Raw genomic sequence first — 17,846 nt, 5'->3', positions numbered from 1 at the left:
GGCGGGGGCGGTGCGCCTTTCATCCGGGGTGCGGGGGCGTGATGTGGGCCGCAATCCCGTGGTTGTGCTGGTGCAGGGGAATGTGCCCGAAGCGGAAAAGATGGCGGGGAACGAGGATGTCGCGATTTTCCGCCGCTACCTCACCCTGACCCATGATGGCGTGGGGCAGGCCCTGTTGCAGGGAACACAGGGGCGGCCCGTCGTGTTCGCCTGGCCGGAATCCGCATTTCCCGGCCTGCTGCTGGAGGACGCGATCGCCCGGCGCATGATCATGCAGGCCGGGCGGGGGGCGGTGGCCGGTGTGATTGGCACCCTGCGGCAGGATGAGCAGGACCGCTGGCGCAACAGCATGGCCGTACTGCTGCCCCCCGACGGGCAGGTGGGCGGACTGTATGACAAATCGCACCTGGTACCGTTCGGGGAATACCAGCCCGCCCTGCTGCCCTTTCATGTGGTGCCGGGTGATGGCATGGCGGCGGGCAGTGGCGTGCGGACATGGCACGTGCCAGGCATCGCCCCCGTTGGTCCGCTGATCTGTTACGAGGTCATCTTTTCAGGCCAGACGGTCGATGCGCATGACCGGCCTTCATGGCTGCTCAACAGCACCAATGATGGCTGGTACGGAAACAGTGCCGGCCCACGCCAGCATCTGGCGGCGGTCAGGATGCGCGCGGTGGAAGAAGGATTGCCCATCGCGCGGGCCGCGAACACGGGCATTTCCGCCATATTCGATGGGTACGGGCATGAGGTGGCGCGACTGGGATGGGACCGGACGGGGGTGATCGTCCGGGCGATGCCTGATGCGCTGTCGCCGCCCTTTTTCGCGCGCTGGGGCCGACTGGTCCCGGTGCTGCTGGCGTTCGGGCTGCTGGCGGCGGGGATGACGGCCGGATGGCGCAACAGGCCGGCATCCGGGCGTTCCTGACATAGCTGTAACATATGGGTTCAGGAACGATTCGTAATGCGTGCCGTTAGGATCGCCACGCCTGACAATCTGTAAAAATCCGATCTATTGGATGCTGAAATAGACTGCAACAAAAAGGTACCAAAAAAGCACCTTTTATGCGGCAGTCATAACAGATTGAATCACAGGGGGTTATTTGACGTGCCGCGGTGAGGATATAATTTCGCCCTTTACAAAAGGTTAATAATGAATCCTATAACTGTTTTGTTTAATATATAACTAAGTGATGATTTATCAGAAAATCGTATTTCTGGCATAGGGCATCTGTAGTGAATAACAAGTTGTCTAGTACTCCCAGTCCCGTTGACGTATATGTAGGCAGCCGGATCCGGCTGCGCCGGACGTTGCTCGGCATGTCGCAGGAACGTCTGGGAACGGCGCTGGGGCTGACATTCCAGCAGGTGCAGAAATATGAACGCGGGGCCAACCGCGTCGGTGCGTCGCGCCTGTATGACCTGGCGCGGGTTCTGGATGTGCCGATTGCGTTCTTTTTCGACGGCATGCCGGATGAGGCCGCCCTCCCGCAGGCATCGTCCATGCCTGTCGAATCGTTTGCCGAGGCACGGGGCGCGTTTGGCGGCACGCCCGCCCCGGCCCAGCCAGAGGGTGGGGACGACCGGTTCGCCAGCAACGAACTCGCGCTGCTGTCGCGGCGGGAGACGATCGACCTTGTCCGTTCCTATTACCGCATCAGCGACCCTGCGGTGCGCCGGCGTGTGCTGGACCTCGTGCGTTCGATGGCGACGACGGCCTGAAGCCCCCTATTCGCGGCGCAGCACGCTGTCATTAAGGAAGGCCGCGATTTTGCCGGCGCGGAAATCGTGGCGCAGGCGGTCTTCGTCATATTCGGTACGCACCCATTGCATGAACGGGATGCGCCCTTCGGCTTCGGCCTGGTAGCGCAGGAAGAACGCGTCGAGCACGCCGGTGCGCGAACTGTTGAAATGCCCGTTCTTCCACGAAAGCTGGCGCAGCGCGTCACGTGCCGTCCCCCCTTCGAACAGCAGTACAAGGCCCGCGGCAAGGCCCGTGCGGTCCGCCCCGGACTTGCAGTGCATCAGCATGGGGAAGGTGAGCGAGCGGTAGATTTTCTCGAACCGTTCGATCCGGTCGCGGTGCGGGGCGTTGCGGCTTTCGAACGCCATGTCGATATGCCGCAGCCCCAGGCGGTGTGCCGCATCACGCGACAGCGCATCGGATCCGCATTGCCGGTGGCCGCGCAGGTTGACCAGTGTCTTGAGGTGCAGCCGCCGCGTCGCCATGGCCAGGCGCCATGGGGTGGGATGGTTGCAGCGATAGACCCGGCCGGGGATGACGGTGCGGAAGTTCGTCCATGTCATGCGCAGGATCGCATGATCGACGAACAGGCTGTCGATCCAGGCGCGTCCACGCCCTGACGCGCTGGACAGGGTTCCATCGAACACGGGCGCATCCTTTCATGGGTGCAGAGACGAAAAAAGCGCCGGAATGTCCCATCCGGCGCTTCGTTCGTCAATCCGTCACGGCAGGATGCGCCGTGGGACCATGTCTCGGGGGATCAGCCCTTGCGTTCCATCTGAAGTTCCTTCAGACGCCCGATGGCCTTGGCCGGGTTCAGACCCTTGGGGCAGGTCTGGGTGCAGTTCATGATCGTGCGGCAGGCATACAGCTTCATCGGGTCTTCCAGCGCGTCGAGGCGGTCACCCGCATATTCGTCGCGGCTGTCGGCGATCCAGCGATACGCCGCAAGCAGCGTGGCCGGGCCGAGGTAGCGATCCCCGTTCCACCAGTACGACGGGCACGAGGTGGAGCAGCAGAAGCACAGGATGCATTCCCACATGCCGTCAAGTTCGGCACGTTCCTCGATGCTCTGCAGCCGTTCGCTATCGGGCGGCGGCAGCGTGTCGGACTTCAGCCACGGGTCGATGGAGCGCAACTGTGCATAGGCCCCGTCGAGGTTGGGCACCAGATCCTTGACGATCGGCATGTGCGGCAGCGGATAGATCGGCACATCACCCTGCAGGTCGCGGATCGGCTTGAGGCACGCCAGCGTGTTTTCGCCCGCGATGTTCATCGCGCACGATCCGCAGATCCCCTCGCGGCAGGACCGCCGGAAGGTCAGGGTGGGGTCGATGTCGTTCTTGATGTGGATCAGCGCATCAAGGACCATCGGACCGATACGGTCCAGATCGATCTCGTACGTATCGATCACGGGGTTGTCGTTGTTATCCGGGCTCCAGCGATAGATCCGGAATGACTTGACGTTCGTCGCACCGGGGGGGGCGGTGAATGTCCGCCCCGTGCCCACCGTGCTGTTTCTTGGCAGTTTGAATTCGACCATCGTCTCGTTCCCTTTCCGCCGCGCGCTCAGTAGACGCGTTTCTTGGGGGGGAAGACCTGAACGTCATCGGTCAGCGTCTTCATGTGCACGGGGCGATAGGTCAGCGTGACCCCACCCTTGTCGTCCATGTGGGCGACGGTGTGCTTCATCCAGTTCTTGTCGTCACGATCGGGATAGTCGTCATGCGCCTGTGCGCCGCGGCTTTCGTGACGTGCCTCGGCCCCAGCCATCGTGACGGTGGCGTTGGCGAGCAGGTTTTCGAACTCCAGCGCTTCCATCAGGTCGCTGTTCCAGATCAGCGAACGGTCGGAGATGGAGATATCGTCCACTTCCTTCCAGATCTGCGCGATCTTCTCCACACCTTCGGCCAGGCTCTTGGTGTTGCGGAACACGGCGGCGTGCTTCTGCATCGTGCGCTGCAGGTTCGAACGCATCGCGGCGACATGGGTCTTGCCCTTGGCGTTGCGCAGGCGGTCAAAACGCTCGATCGCCTTGTCGCCCGCACCGGGGGGCAGCGGCGGGATGGTTTCCGCGCTCTTGATGATCTGGGCTGCGCGCTGCGCCGCGGCACGGCCGAACACGACCAGGTCAAGCAGGGAGTTCGTGCCCAGGCGGTTCGCGCCATGCACGGACACGCACGCGGCCTCGCCCACGGCCATCAGGCCGGGCACGACCGCATCGACATCGTCGGCGGTGGGGCGGATGACTTCGCCATGGTAATTGGTGGGGATGCCGCCCATGTTGTAATGCACCGTCGGCAGCACCGGCACCGGTTCCTTCGTCACGTCCACACCGGCAAAGATGCGGGCCGTTTCCGAAATGCCCGGCAGGCGTTCATGCAGCAGGTCCGCGCCAAGATGTTCAAGGTGCAGCAGCATGTAATCCTTGTTCGGACCACAGCCACGCCCTTCGTTGATCTCGATCGTCATGGCGCGCGAGACGACATCGCGTGAGGCGAGGTCCTTGGCCGTCGGCGCATAGCGTTCCATGAACCGCTCGCCTTCGGAGTTGGTCAGGTACCCGCCCTCGCCACGGCAGCCTTCGGTCAGCAGGCAGCCTGCGGGGAAGATGCCGGTGGGGTGGAACTGCACGAATTCCATGTCCTGCAGCGGGATGCCCGCGCGCACCGCCATGCCGCCACCGTCGCCGGTGCAGGTATGGGCGGAGGTGCAGGAGTGGTAGGCGCGGCCATAGCCACCCGTCGCCAGCACGACCATCTGCGCGCGGAAGCGGTGCAGCGTGCCGTCATCAAGGCACCAGGCGACAACGCCCTTGCATGCGCCCTTTTCGTCCATGATCAGGTCGATGGCGAAATATTCGACGAAGAATTCGACGTTATGCTTCAGGCACTGCTGGTACAGCGTGTGCAGGATGGCATGGCCCGTGCGGTCGGCGGCGGCGCAGGCGCGGGGCACCGGGGCCTCGCCATAGTTGCGCATGTGCCCGCCGAACGGACGCTGGTAGATCTTGCCGTCCTCGGTGCGGGAGAACGGAACACCCATGTGTTCGAGTTCCTGCACGGCGGGCACGGCCTCGCGGCACATATATTCGATGGCGTCCTGGTCACCGAGCCAGTCCGACCCCTTGACGGTGTCGTACATGTGCCAGCGCCAGTTGTCCTCGGCCATGTTGCCAAGCGACGCACCGATGCCGCCCTGGGCCGCGACGGTGTGGCTGCGTGTGGGGAAAACCTTGGTGACGCAGGCGGTCTTCAGACCGGCGGCACCCATGCCAAGCGTGGCCCGGAGGCCGGAACCGCCGGCACCGACCACGACCACGTCATAGGCGTGATCGACGATCTTGTAATTGCCGGGGATTGGGGATGTGATCGCATTCATTGTTTGGACGTGTCCCGATGCTCGTTCGGACTGCCGGGCGGGTTTGTCCGGACCGCCAGTCCGCGAATGTCTCTGTCTTGCCGGTGGCGTGGCGCGCGCGTCAGTTCGCGGCGATTCGCCCGCGCGTCGCGACAAGCGCCAGCTTCAGAACGGAAATCGCGCCGAACACACCCAGCAGGAAAACCACGCTTTTCATCAGCAGGCTTGCCGGGACATGCGCCTTGCCGTGCACATAGTCATCGATGATGACCTGCAGGCCCAGCTGCGTGTGGTAGAAGGTCAGGATCACCAGCGCCATCATCATGGTGGCGTTGACGGGCCTGCCGCCCCACTGCGCGACTTCCGGCTGGGACGCGCCCGCAAGGCGGAAGACCTGGATGACGAACCACCCCGACAGCGGCACCAGCGCCACGGCGGACATGCGTTCGGCCCACCAGTGGGCGACGCCGCTCTTGCCCGAACCCAGACCGCGTGCGCGCGACAGCTGCGAACGCATGACGGTGATGTGCGGTTTGTGCGAAGTACTCATGTCAGGAGGCCCTCTTCTTGGAACGGCAGGCGGCGACGCCAAGGATGCTGACAACCAGTGCCAGCGTGACGCCGACGGTCACGCCCGCGGCGATGGGGCCGTCCTCGTTGATTTCCTTCTTGTCGAAGCGGGCGCCGCTGTCCCACATCAGGTGGCGAATCCCCGCCACGAAGTGATAGACCAGCGCGAGCGCCCACCCCGCGAGGGCAAGCTTGCCCAGCGGGTGGCCGGTCACTTTCTGGACCTTGGCAAATGATTTCGGTCCCTTTGCGGCAGCGCTGATCCAGCAGATGCCAAGCGCGGAACCGGCAGCGGCGGCAACACCCGCCGCGCGGTTCGCGATCGAAAGGAACATGGAAAGACGGAAGCGGTAGACCTGGAGGTGCGGGGACATTGGCCGCCTGGTCAGAGTTCCGTCGCTTCGGTGCCCTACATAGAGCGCATCACGGACATCCTGCATGGTCGTCTCGTCAATTTCCCTGTTATGGCTTCGGTTTGTTCCGTTGCCTTGTATTATTCGGTCCTACGCCCCCCGGTGGGTGTGGTCAACGCAGGCCCGGAACACGAGGTTGAGAGACGCCCCGAATGTATTGATCCAAGCATTGGCGCGGACGCATGGCTGATCCGCGCCAAAAAGGCATGTATTCAGCCCTGCCCGTGATGGCCCAGCAGGTCAAGCGCGATCATTGTTTCCGCGATCTGAACGGCGTTGAGCGCGGCCCCCTTGCGCAGGTTGTCGGACACGCACCAGAAGCCGAGTCCGTTCGGTACGGTCGGGTCGATCCGCAGGCGCGAGACATAGGTCGCATCCTCGCCCACCGCCTCGACGGGGGTGACGTAACCGCCATCCTCGCGCTTGTCATGCAGCACGACTCCGGGGGCGTCACGCAGGGCCCTGCGCGCGCGTTCGAGGTCCACGGGTTCCTCGAATTCCACGCTGACGGCCTCGGCATGGCCGATGAACACCGGCACGCGCACGCATGTGGCGAAGACGGAGATGTCGGGGTCGAGGATCTTGCGCGTCTCCACCGCCATCTTCCACTCCTCCTTGGTCGCGCCGTCATCCATGAAGCGGTCGATGTGGGGGATGCAGTTGAAGGCGATCTGCTTGGTGAACTGCTGCGCTTCGGCCGGGTCGCCGACAAAGCTGCCGCGCGTCTGGGTGAACAGTTCGTCCATCCCGCTCTTGCCCGCGCCGGCGACGGCCTGGTACGTCGCGACGACCACGCGCCGGATCGTGAACAGGTCATGCAGCGGCTTCAGCGCCACGACCATCTGGATGGTGGAACAGTTGGGGTTGGCGATGATGCCGCGCTTCGCCTTCTTCACATCATTGGGATTGACCTCCGGCACCACGAGCGGGACGTCGGGTTCCATGCGGAAGTGCGACGTGTTGTCGATCACGATGCACCCGGCCTTTGCCGCGCGCGGGGCATACTTGGCCGACACTGACCCGCCGGGCGAGAACAGGGCGACGTCCCAGCCCGTGAAGTCGAAATGTTCGAGGTTGCGCACCTTCAGCACGCGCTTCTCCCCGAATGACACTTCCTGTCCCGCCGACCGGGCGGAGGCCAGCGCCACGATGTCGTCCACCGGGAACTGGCGCTCGGCCAGTGTCTTGAGTATTTCACGCCCGACGGCGCCGGTGGCACCCACCACCGCAACGCGGTAACCCATTGGATAATCCCCTGAATGATGAGGCGCCGGCCCCCGCGAAAGAACGGGCCATGCCAGCGCGGATTGGCAGACAGTGGCACCTGGCGCCACTAAGCGTCCCGACACGTAGAGCCTGCGTGCAGGCGGTGCAAGCAACACGATATTTTTCCCGAATGTTTTTATCTGTTGCCCGGAAGTCCCCTCCGGCTTTTCACATCTGGCCCGGCGCATCCGTCCGGGCATATCCCCCGACATATCCGCCCTGCGGGCGTAACACCGTTTGAGCAGACGCAAAGCCTGTTGTCCGTATATGGTGCTATGGCTTTGCATGCCCGGCAGCATATGCGCATGCCGGGACGGATTTTTGCGTGCGTGGGCCGCCCCGGCAGCCCCGCCGTGCGTAAAAGCACAGCCAAAGGACTGTCACGGACCATGTCATTACCTGACGCCCCCCCAACTGACGCCACTCCCGCCCCTGCAACGCCGCGCGCGCCTGCGGGCGCGCGTCCGGCCCCGGCCTGCACGCTGGTGATCTTCGGCGCGCATGGCGACCTGACCAAGCGCCTGCTGATGCCCGCGCTGTACAACCTTGCCGGCAGCGGCCTCCTTGATCCCGGATTCCGCATCATCGGCGTGGACCGCGTCGCCAGCACCACCGCGCAGTGGCGCGACGGCCTGACGGCGATGATGCAGTCTTTCACCCATGACCCCAATGCGGAGTTCCACGCGCCGAGCATCGATTCGAAGCAGTGGGGATGGGTGTGTGAACGGCTGGAATACGTGCAGGCCGATTTCGGCGACCTCGCGCAGGTCCGCGCGCTGGGCGAGAAGATCCCCGGCAACGCGATCTTCTACCTTGCCGTGTCGTCGCGTTTCTTCGCCCCCGTGGTGGAGATGCTGGGCAGGGCGGGGCTGGTGACGCAGACGGACGGGCACTTCCGCCGCGTGGTCATCGAAAAGCCGTTCGGCGCGGACCTTGCCAGCGCGCGCGAACTCAACCGCCGCATCCTTGCGGTGCTTGATGAAAGCCAAGTCTATCGCATCGACCATTTCCTCGGGAAGGAAACGGTGCAGAACATCCTGGCCATGCGCTTTGGCAACCTTCTGTTCGAACCGCTGTGGCGCAACGAGTTCATCGACCATGTGCAGATCACCGCGGCCGAGACGATCGGCGTGGAGCAGCGTGGCGCGTTCTATGAACCCACCGGCGCGCTGCGTGACATGATCCCCAACCACCTGTTCCAGCTTTTCGGCATGGTGGCGATGGAGCCGCCGAATTCGTTTTCCGCCGACACCGTGCGCACCAGCAAGGAGCAGTTGTTCGAGGCGGTGCGCCCCATCCCCCCCACCGATGCGGTGCGCGGGCAGTACGGCGCGGGCACGGTGGAGGGCAAGCCCGTCATCGCCTATCGCGAAAGTCCGGGTGTCGCGCCCGACAGCCATACCGAAACCTATGTCGCGCTGAAACTGCATGTCGATAACTGGCGCTGGGCCGGGGTGCCGTTCTACCTGCGCACCGGAAAGTCGCTGGGTGGCCGCCGGACGGAGGTGGTGGTGCAGTTCAAGAAACCGCCGATGATGATGTTCCGCGATACCGAAACGCAGGAACTGCCGCCCAACCGCATCATCCTCAACATCCAGCCCGCGCAGGGACTGACGGTGGAAATGGGGGCCAAGCGGCCGGGACCGAAGATGGACCTTGCGGAGGTGCAGGTGCGCTTCCGTTACGAGGACGTCTTCGCGCAGTCGCCAAATGTCGGGTATGAAACGCTGCTGTATGACTGCCTGACGGGGGATGCGACCCTGTTCCAGCGCGCGGATAATATCGAGGCCGCATGGCGTGCCGTCGATCCCGTGCTGAAGGCATGGGCGGGCAATGCGGATGGGCTGGAACTCTACCCCGCCGGGGCGACCGGGCCGAAGGGCGCGGACGAACTGCTCGAACGTGACGGGCGGGCTTGGTATCCGCTCGACGGGGTCTGAAGGGCGTCGGCTTTTTGAAAACAGCCCTCATCCGGAAATTTCCCGGTGAGGGCGATCATCAGGGCTCTGCCTTGGAACCCGCCAAAGGGCATTGCCCTTTGGAAACCATGACTGATGCAATGGATTGGGGTGCGGGGGGCTGTGGTCCCTCAATGAAAAAGGGGCGTGGCCATTCACTGGCCACGCCCCCATCAGGCGACATTTCCGCCGTGCCCTGTCGGGTACGGCTTATTTCGCGGCAGCGCTGTCGGATGCGGCAGCCTGACCTGCATCGGCCTGACGTTCGGCATGTTCCTCGTCACCCTGGCGGAACAGCGCGTCGGCGTTCTTCTTCTGCTTCTTGGAGAACGCGGCATAGAGCGGCGTGAAGGCCTGGTTCAGCGTCTGCATGTCCTGCGCGCGCTGCGCGACCAGCGTGGCATAGGACTGCATGTTGTCCGTCGCACTCATCGTCGGCAGGTCGGTGCGGCGCTTTTCGATCGCGTCATGCAGGCGGCTTGCATTGTCACGCATGTCCTGCGCGAACGGCGCCCACAGCTTTTCCTGCGCCTTGGTGATATGCAGTTGCGTATGCAGGGCGGTGATGTGTTCCTCAAGCTGCTCGGGCGAGGGATCGTGCGGCGTATGCGCAAGCGGTGCCGTCGCGGCGGGAGGCGCGGCCTGCGTCGGGGGGACGGCGGCCATGGCCATGCCCGGCAGCAGCAGGAGGGCGGCGGCAGGAAGGATACGGCGAAGACTCATGACTGGATACCTTCAGATCTGTTCGGGCGGGCGGGAAACGCGGCGTCGGATGACCCGGTTTCAGTACCCGTAACCATAAGGGGAATAATAGGACGGCGGCGGGGGCGGCGGCACGGGCTGCGGCGGGTAGTACGCAGGCGGCGGCGCCACGGCGCGGTCCGCCAGCGTGCTGCCGAGCATCGTGCCGATCGCAAGGCCCGCGATGCCGCTGCCAACCGCAAGGCCTGCGCCGCCGCCACCGTGGCCGCGACCGCCATGCCAGCCACCGCGCGGCGGCGGCGGGCCGCCACGTCCACCCCATGGCTGCGCCAGGGCGGAGGCGGCGGGCAGGGTGGCTGTCGCCAGCGTCAGTGCTGCGCCCGCGACGGCCAGGAACTTGGGAAATCGTGAAAACCGCTTCAATGCGAGGGCCCTTGTCCAATGGTGCGTTAAAAGGAAGGGGTGGATGATACGTCAACCGGTCATGGTCGTTAAGCAGTCACCATCATAGTGCCCGCCATGTCGAAATCATGACGGTCGCGGCCTCCGTTATGCCGCAATCCGCAGGCGTTTCGTCAATGCCGACAGGCGGTGGCGGCGCAGTTCCCCGCGCGCGCGCGAATCATCGGTCATGTAGTTGAGCTGTATGGTGTTGCGCGCGCCGACATAACGGCGATGCCCGTGCCATGTGTTCGTGCCGTTGGGAAAGACCAGCAGCGTCCCGTTCACGGGCGCGACCTCGGTGGCGTAGTCCTCGATGTCATGTTCCCCGCGCAGCAGCCGCAGGCAGCCTTCGTGCCGGGTCCATGTCGTGTCGTCCACATTGAGGTAAAGCAGCACCGTCACCCGCTTGCACACCGAGTCGCGGTGGATGCGCCCGTCCTGCGCCCGCGTGCGCCCGCGCAGCGTCAGCATGGTCGGCGCGCCATGCAGGTCCAGCCCGAATTTCGCCGCGATGATGTCGCGCAGCCTCGGCCCCTCCAGTTCCGCAACGAGGTCGCGGATCAGTGGCGACAGCCGCAGCGCGCTCGGCGGATAGGACCCGCCGGAGGCAAAGACCGGCAGGGAGGCCACCGCCGCGCGCAGGTCCTGCGGCCCGATGAAATGGGGCACGATGGCATGGGGGAACGGATCGGTGGCGACAGCGGCGTTTTCCAGCGCGGCATAGTCGGGAATGATGGGTATGGTCATGCGATCCTGTAGGGCCACGGCAAGGGGTGCGTGCCCGAGATTAGGGGGCCGCGCCGCACGTCGCAAGGCTGTCGTCACGGGCGTGCGGGACGGGGCATGGGGGATGTGGTGCGCGGTGTGGGGCATGATGCGTGGTGAACGTCGCGGCAGGGTGGGCGGGTCCATCACAAATGCTCCATTTCCCGCCCTTTGCGTTCACCAGATGGAGAGAACGCCCGTAACGGCCGTATATGGCGGTTTTGTGCCCTTGCCGAAGGGTCGGGGAGGGATTATCGGCGTTGGGTATGGATACCGAAATTCGCACCGCTTCCGCCCCTTCACAGCCGGTTCCGCAAGGCGATGCCGGCCCCTTCGCCGTGTACGAGGCCCGTGTCGCCGCAGGCACGCTCGACCGCGACCCGGAACAGGAAAAGGCGGCGCGTCGCCTTGACCGGTTGTGGCGCGAACTGCGCGACTACCACCCGGTGGTCATGCAGCGTGCCGCCGCGCGTCCCGGCCTGTTCGGCGGCCTGCGCGCGCGGCTGGGGCTTGGTGGTGGGCGCGGGGCGCAGGCGGGGCCGGCGCGGCCGCGCGGGGTCTACATGGTCGGGCAGGTCGGGCGCGGCAAGACGATGCTGATGGACCTGTTCTTCGACCTCGCCCCGGTGGAGCACAAGCGCCGGGTGCATTTCCACCGCTTCATGCAGGACGTCCACCAGCGCCTGCATGACATGAAGGTGGCGCAGCCTGACCTTGCCGATCCCATCCCGCCGCTGGCGCGCCAGATCGCGCAGGAGGCGTGGCTGCTGTGCTTTGACGAATTCCAGGTCAACGACATCGCCGACGCCATGATCCTCGGGCGTCTGTTCGAATACCTGTTCGCCGACGGGGTGGTGGTGGTCGCGACCTCCAACACCAGGCCCGAAGACCTGTTCCAGGACCGTCCCGGCGCGGATGCGTTCAAGCCCTTCATCGACATCATCATGCGCGAGGTCGATACCGTCATCCTCGATTCCCCGCGCGATTACCGCCGTGGCGGCGTGCGCGGCATGCGCACATGGATCGTGCCCGCCGATGCGGCGGCGAAGGCGGAACTCGACACCATCTTCACCCACCTTGCAGCAGGCGCGCCGGTGCAGGAGGTGGACCTCGACATCATGGGCCGCATCCTGCATGTCGCCCGTGCGGCCGGGCCGGTCGCGCGCTTCGATTTTTCCGAACTGTGCGGGCGCTTCCTCGGGGCGGGGGACTATCTCGCGCTTGCGACGCGCTTTCCCAACCTCATCATCGACAACGTGCCGCGCATGGGGCCGGACAATTTCGACGAGGCCCGGCGCTTCATCGTCCTGATCGACGCGCTGTACGAACAGAACGTCAAGCTGTTCGCCTCCGCCGGGGACCAGCCCGATTCCCTGTATGAACGCGGGCAGGGGGCGAAGGCGTTCGAACGCACCGCCTCACGCCTCGAGGAGATGCAGAGCGCCTCCTACGCGCAGTTGCCCCACCTGTCGGCATAGCTGTTGTGACAACGCCGCGCGCCATGGGCGGAGGGTCACGCCATCGTGACGCCCATGGCGCGCCTGTGACTGGTGGGGCGGTAGGCAAAGGGGCCGGTCTTTGCTTGGGTAGTCGAGGAAGTTCCCAGGGCCGGAATTGTGCCACGCAGGGCTGCATTTTCACCGCGTTTTCCCCGTTCTCCGGGGGACATACGAAAATGTCAGCATGCGTCCACAGCAATCCTGACCTTGATGAATGATGGCGGTACCCATGGCCGGGTGCCGTTAGGGTAAGGGCCATAAGCCGGCCCGCGGGCAGGGGCCATCACATGGCGCCACGGATGCGGGACCGGACAAATAACGCGGCCGACAAGGTCGTCAGTGAGGAGATGTCTTCAAGATGGCGGGCGTAGATATTCTTTCGACCGCATTCAGCGGCTCCAATACGGCCTATCTGGCCGAATTGTATGCACGCTGGGCGGTGGACCCCAAAAGTGTCGATCCTTCCTTTGCGTCCCTGTTCTCCGACATGGATGAGCAGAGCGCGGAAATCGAACACGATGCCGAAGGCGCGTCGTGGGCGCCACGTGCACCCATGATCACCGGCGAGGAAGCCGAGACCGTCCCCGCGGGCGGCACGGTTTCCGCCGAAAGCCTGCACGCGGCGGCGGATGACAGCCTGCGCGCGACGCAGTTGATCCGGGCGTATCGTGTGCGTGGCCATCTCGAGGCGCGGCTTGACCCGCTTGGCCTGCAGGTGCCCAAGCCCCATGCCGACCTTGACCCCGCGACCTATGGCTTCGGTCCCAACGACCGTGACCGCCCGATCTATCTCGGCCGCATCGTCGCCAGCCTGATCGGGGCGGAAACCGCCACCATCAACCAGGTGCTTGATGCGTTGCGCGCGGTCTATTGCGGGCCGATCGGCACGGAATACATGCATATCCAGGATCCCGAACAGCGGATGTGGGTGCAGGCCCGCCTGGAAGGCGACAACTGGCGCCAGGGTGCCAGCGCGCAGGAAAAGAAGGTCATCCTTGAACACCTGACGCAGGCCGAAGGTTTCGAATCTTTCTGTCAGAAACGCTATGTCGGCACCAAGCGCTTCGGGCTTGAGGGTGAGGACGTCACCATCCCCGCGCTGCATGCCGTGATCGATCAGGCCGCCAGCGGCGGCGTGCGCTCGGTTGCGATCGGCATGCCGCATCGCGGGCGCCTGAACACGCTCGTCAACATCGTGCGCAAGCCCTACACCGCGATCTTCAGCGAATTCGCCGGCGCGTCGTTCAAGCCGGACGACGTGCAGGGATCGGGGGATGTGAAATACCACCTGGGCACCTCCACCGATGTGGAAATCGGCGGCACGCCGGTCCATATCTCGCTCCAGCCCAACCCCTCCCACCTTGAGGCGGTCGATCCCGTGGTGATCGGCAAGGTGCGCGCGACGCAGGACGATGATGACCCGCACCAGCGCGGCCGCCACATGGGCATCCTGCTGCATGGCGACGCGGCGTTCGCGGGGCAGGGCATCGTCTACGAGACGCTGGCGATGTCGCAGTTGATCGGCTACCGCACCGGCGGCACCGTGCATGTCGTGGTGAACAACCAGATCGGCTTCACCACCGTTTCCATCCATGCCTTCTCGGGGCTGTACTGCACCGACATCGCCAAGGCGGTGCAGGCGCCGATCTTCCACGTCAATGGTGACGAGCCCGAGGCCGTTGTCTACTGCGCGCGCCTTGCCGCCGAATTCCGGCAGAAGTTCGCCTCCGACGTGGTCATCGACATCGTGGGCTACCGCCGCCACGGCCACAACGAATCGGATGAGCCGTCCTTCACGCAGCCGATCATGTACAAGGCCATCGCGGCGCGCCCGACCATCCGCACGCTGTATTCCGAACGCCTGGTGCGCGAAGGCGTCGTGACCGAGGCCGAGGTCGAGGGGGAGTGGAACGCGTTCCACGACAAGCTCGAGGCCGCCTACCAGGCCGCGCAGGGCTACAAGCCGAACAAGGCCGACTGGCTGGAGGGTGCATGGCAGGGGCTGAAGCCGCCGCCGGTCGATGCGGTCGTGACCATGCCCGAAACCGGTATTGCCATCGACAAGTTGCGTGAAATCGGCGCGGCGCTGGCAAAGGTGCCCGACGACTTCACCGCCAATTCCAAGATCGTCCGCCAGCTCAAGGCCAAGGCCAAGATGTTCGAGACGGGCGAGGGCATCGACTGGGCCACGGGCGAGGCGCTGGGCTTTGGCTCGCTCCTGCTTGAAAAGCACCATGTCCGCCTGTCGGGCGAGGACTGCCAGCGCGGCACCTTCAGCCAGCGCCATGCCGTCCTGATCGACCAGGTGAACCAGAACACCTACGTGCCGCTGAACAACATCGACCCCAACCAGGCGCATATCGAGATCTACAACTCGCTGCTGTCGGAATTCGGGGTGCTGGGCTTCGAATATGGCTACTCGCTGGCCGATCCGAACGCGCTGGTCCTGTGGGAAGCGCAGTTCGGCGACTTCGCCAACGGCGCGCAGGTCATCATCGACCAGTTCATCGCCTCGGGCGAGACGAAGTGGCTGCGCATGTCCGGCCTCGTGATGCTGCTGCCGCATGGCTACGAAGGGCAGGGGCCGGAACATTCCTCCGCCCGTCTGGAACGCTACCTGCAGCTTTGCGCCGAGGACAACCTGCGTGTGTGCAACCTGACCACGCCGGCCAACTACTACCACGCGCTGCGTCGGCAACTGTTCCTTGACTACCGCAAGCCGCTGATCATCATGACGCCGAAGTCGCTGCTGCGGAACAAGCTGGCGGTCTCCGAACTGAAGGATTTCGGCCCGGGCACGACCTTCAGGCCGGTGATCGGGGAGATCGACACCATTGCCGATCCCAAGAAGGTGGAACGCGTCGTGATCTGCTCGGGCAAGGTCTATTACGACCTGCTGACCGAACGGCGGGAGCGCAAGCTCGACACGGTTGCGATCGTGCGGCTGGAGCAGTTCTATCCGTTCCCGGCAAAGCTGCTGGGCGACGAACTGGCACGCTATCCCGATGCGAAGGTCATCTGGTGCCAGGAAGAACCCGCCAACATGGGTGGCTGGGACTTCGTCGATCGCCGGATCGAGGGCGTGCTGGGCAGCATCAAGCACAAGAGCGCGCGTCCCGAATATGTCGGTCGCGTCGCCGCCGCCAGCCCGGCGACGGGTCTTGCGAAGGTGCACCTTGCGGAGCAGGCCGCGCTGGTCAACAAGGCGCTTGGCGTCGCGTAACGGGGCAGGCGGCGGGGCGCATGCCGTCCTGCCGCCGCCCGCTCATTTCGTCACGCGTGGCATGGACATTGCCATATGGACATCGCGGCGCGTGGCATCGAACAGGGTCCGGCCCGTCATCCGGGACCGGGCAGGGTTAACAGGCCGGATGGCGGTACTGCCGCCATGTGAACAAGGCCTGAGGTCAGGAACTGTCACGCTGGCCCATCACGGACGCGGAAAAACCGCGACATGGGGTGGGACGGCAAAGGGATTGGAAAATAGGAATGTCTGCCGAGATCAAGGTGCCGACGCTGGGTGAAAGCGTAACTACCGCAACCGTTGCAAAATGGCTGAAGCAGCCGGGTGATTCCGTGTCCGCCGATGACCCGGTGGCCGAACTGGAAACCGACAAGGTCAGTGTCGAGGTTCCCGCCCCGCAGGCCGGTGTGCTGGGTCCGCTGCTGGTGCCCGAAGGGGCGGAGGTCGAGGTCGGCACCGTCCTGTCCACCGTCGAAGCCGGCACGGGCAAGCCCGCCGCCCCCGTCGCGAAGCCCGCGCCCGCGCCGGCCGCCGGCGTGCAGGCACAGCCGCTGAGCACCGGACCCGTCGCGCGTCCCGCAACACCCGCATCCGACGTGGCGGCGCAGGGTGCGGCCCACGCACCGTTCCCCGCGGCGCAGAAGATCATGACCGAACAGGGCGTGTCCGCCACACAGGTCGGCACGGGTTCGGGCAAGGACGGCCGCATCACGAAGGGCGACGTGCAGGCGTTCCTGGCACAGCCGCGTGCGGCCACCCCCACGGCCGCGCCGCGTCCGCCGCGTCAGGATGACCCGCGTGAGGAACGCGTGAAGATGACGCGCCTGCGCCGCACCATCGCGCGCCGCCTGAAGGATGCGCAGAACACGGCCGCCCTGCTGACCACCTTCAACGAGGTGGACATGTCGGCGGTCAAGGCGATGCGCGCCGAATACAAGGACGCGTTCGCCAAGAAGCATAACGGCGCGAAGCTGGGCTTCATGTCGATCTTCAGCCGCGCCGTCATTGCCGCGCTGCAGGAATTCCCCGCGATCAACGCCGAAATCGACGGCGATGACGTGATCTACCGCGAATTCGTCAACCTCGGCATCGCGGTGGGCGGTCCCAACGGGCTGGTGGTGCCGGTGATCCGTGACGCCGACCAGAAGAGCTTTGCCGAGATCGAAAGCGCCATCGCGGGCTTTGGCAAGAAGGCGCGCGAAGGCACGCTGAAGATCGACGAACTGTCGGGTGGCACGTTCTCCATCACCAATGGCGGCATCTATGGCTCCCTGATGTCCACCCCCATCATCAACGCGCCGCAGTCGGCCATCCTGGGCATGCATTCCATCCAGGATCGCCCCGTGGCCGTGGACGGGCAGGTCGTGATCCGTCCGATGATGTATATCGCGCTGACCTATGACCATCGGATCGTCGATGGCAAGGAAGCCGTCAGCTTCCTCGTCCGGGTCAAGCAGAACGTGGAAGACCCGCGCCGTCTGCTGCTGCAGGTCTGATGCGGCCGGGCGGGGGGCCGATCCATGGTCCTCCCGCCTGATCCTCCACGATACCGCAAGCAGGACAGAATAGAATGACCATTGAAATCAAGGTTCCGACGCTGGGTGAAAGCGTCACCACGGCCACGATCGGCAAATGGCTGAAACAGCCGGGCGAGGCAGTTTCTGCCGATGACCCGATTGTGGAGCTTGAAACGGACAAGGTCAGCGTGGAAGTCCCCGCGCCGCAGGCCGGCGTGCTGGGCGCGCACAAGGTGGCCGAAGGTGACGAGGTCGAGGTCGGCGCGGTCCTGACCACGCTGGAAGCCGGCGGTGCCGGTGCGAAACCTGCGGCTGCCCCCAAGGCCGCGGCCCCCGCTGCCCCTGCCGCCGCCGCACCTGCGGCGCC

General features: G+C 64.8%; 16 protein-coding genes. 7 read left to right on the top strand and 9 right to left on the bottom strand.

Going from position 1 to position 17,846, the window contains the following annotated elements; genetic code table 11:
- Both lnt and HNH97_RS05860 read left to right on the top strand, forming a co-directional pair.
- A partial coding sequence (gene lnt / locus HNH97_RS05865) for an apolipoprotein N-acyltransferase (protein ID WP_171790219.1) occupies positions 1–925 on the top strand: 925 nt, incomplete at its 5' end.
- Positions 926–1,233: 308 nt separating this feature from the next.
- A complete protein-coding gene (locus tag HNH97_RS05860; RefSeq protein WP_110913103.1) occupies positions 1,234–1,719 on the top strand; it encodes a helix-turn-helix domain-containing protein in 486 nt (161 codons plus the stop codon).
- A gap of 6 nt (positions 1,720–1,725) precedes the next feature.
- Here HNH97_RS05860 and HNH97_RS05855 read toward each other — a convergent pair whose 3' ends face one another.
- The 6 genes from HNH97_RS05855 to HNH97_RS05830 form a co-directional block, all read right to left on the bottom strand.
- Complete coding sequence (locus HNH97_RS05855; RefSeq protein ID WP_171790218.1) at positions 1,726–2,388, bottom strand: tyrosine-protein phosphatase; 663 nt, start codon at positions 2,386–2,388, stop codon at positions 1,726–1,728.
- Between the two features lie 113 nt (positions 2,389–2,501).
- Complete coding sequence (locus HNH97_RS05850; RefSeq protein WP_110913105.1) at positions 2,502–3,284, bottom strand: succinate dehydrogenase iron-sulfur subunit; 783 nt, start codon at positions 3,282–3,284, stop codon at positions 2,502–2,504.
- Between the two features lie 26 nt (positions 3,285–3,310).
- Positions 3,311–5,122 carry a succinate dehydrogenase flavoprotein subunit gene (gene sdhA, locus HNH97_RS05845; protein ID WP_110913106.1) on the bottom strand — a complete coding sequence of 604 codons (1,812 nt, stop codon included), beginning with the start codon at positions 5,120–5,122 and terminating at the stop codon, positions 3,311–3,313.
- Between the two features lie 100 nt (positions 5,123–5,222).
- Complete coding sequence (gene sdhD, locus HNH97_RS05840) at positions 5,223–5,651, bottom strand: succinate dehydrogenase, hydrophobic membrane anchor protein (RefSeq protein WP_110096199.1); 429 nt, start codon at positions 5,649–5,651, stop codon at positions 5,223–5,225.
- A 1-nt stretch (position 5,652) separates the two neighbouring features.
- Complete coding sequence (gene sdhC, locus HNH97_RS05835) at positions 5,653–6,045, bottom strand: succinate dehydrogenase, cytochrome b556 subunit (protein WP_227744617.1); 393 nt, start codon at positions 6,043–6,045, stop codon at positions 5,653–5,655.
- A gap of 251 nt (positions 6,046–6,296) precedes the next feature.
- The gene (locus HNH97_RS05830) at positions 6,297–7,328 is read right to left on the bottom strand and encodes an aspartate-semialdehyde dehydrogenase (RefSeq protein ID WP_171790217.1); all 1,032 of its coding nucleotides are present in this window, start codon (positions 7,326–7,328) and stop codon (positions 6,297–6,299) included.
- Between the two features lie 411 nt (positions 7,329–7,739).
- Here HNH97_RS05830 and zwf point away from each other — a divergent pair, with 411 nt between their 5' ends.
- A complete protein-coding gene (gene zwf, locus HNH97_RS05825; RefSeq protein WP_171790216.1) occupies positions 7,740–9,290 on the top strand; it encodes a glucose-6-phosphate dehydrogenase in 1,551 nt (516 codons plus the stop codon).
- Positions 9,291–9,518: 228 nt separating this feature from the next.
- Here zwf and HNH97_RS05820 read toward each other — a convergent pair whose 3' ends face one another.
- The 3 genes from HNH97_RS05820 to HNH97_RS05810 form a co-directional block, all read right to left on the bottom strand.
- Positions 9,519–10,031, bottom strand: a complete 513-nt coding sequence (locus HNH97_RS05820; protein WP_171790215.1) for a Spy/CpxP family protein refolding chaperone — start codon at positions 10,029–10,031, stop codon at positions 9,519–9,521.
- 60 nt (positions 10,032–10,091) lie between these two features.
- Positions 10,092–10,433 carry a hypothetical protein gene (locus tag HNH97_RS05815; RefSeq protein ID WP_110913109.1) on the bottom strand — a complete coding sequence of 114 codons (342 nt, stop codon included), beginning with the start codon at positions 10,431–10,433 and terminating at the stop codon, positions 10,092–10,094.
- A 126-nt stretch (positions 10,434–10,559) separates the two neighbouring features.
- Complete coding sequence (locus HNH97_RS05810) at positions 10,560–11,201, bottom strand: 2OG-Fe(II) oxygenase family protein (RefSeq protein WP_171790220.1); 642 nt, start codon at positions 11,199–11,201, stop codon at positions 10,560–10,562.
- Between the two features lie 284 nt (positions 11,202–11,485).
- Here HNH97_RS05810 and zapE point away from each other — a divergent pair, with 284 nt between their 5' ends.
- The 4 genes from zapE to HNH97_RS05790 form a co-directional block, all read left to right on the top strand.
- Positions 11,486–12,697: a cell division protein ZapE gene (gene zapE, locus HNH97_RS05805; protein WP_171790214.1), complete on the top strand. Its 1,212-nt coding sequence runs from the start codon at positions 11,486–11,488 to the stop codon at positions 12,695–12,697.
- Between the two features lie 379 nt (positions 12,698–13,076).
- Positions 13,077–15,941: a 2-oxoglutarate dehydrogenase E1 component gene (locus tag HNH97_RS05800; protein WP_171790213.1), complete on the top strand. Its 2,865-nt coding sequence runs from the start codon at positions 13,077–13,079 to the stop codon at positions 15,939–15,941.
- A gap of 266 nt (positions 15,942–16,207) precedes the next feature.
- A complete protein-coding gene (gene odhB, locus HNH97_RS05795) occupies positions 16,208–17,458 on the top strand; it encodes a 2-oxoglutarate dehydrogenase complex dihydrolipoyllysine-residue succinyltransferase (protein WP_171790212.1) in 1,251 nt (416 codons plus the stop codon).
- A gap of 74 nt (positions 17,459–17,532) precedes the next feature.
- The coding region (locus HNH97_RS05790; protein ID WP_314752410.1) for a biotin/lipoyl-containing protein at positions 17,533–17,846 on the top strand (314 nt) is incomplete at its 3' end.

Origin of the sequence: Gluconacetobacter entanii, assembly GCF_013155425.1 — a bacterium.
GTDB classification, from domain to species: Bacteria; Pseudomonadota; Alphaproteobacteria; order Acetobacterales; family Acetobacteraceae; genus Novacetimonas; species Novacetimonas entanii.
This window is presented reverse-complemented; position numbering and strand designations above follow the sequence as displayed.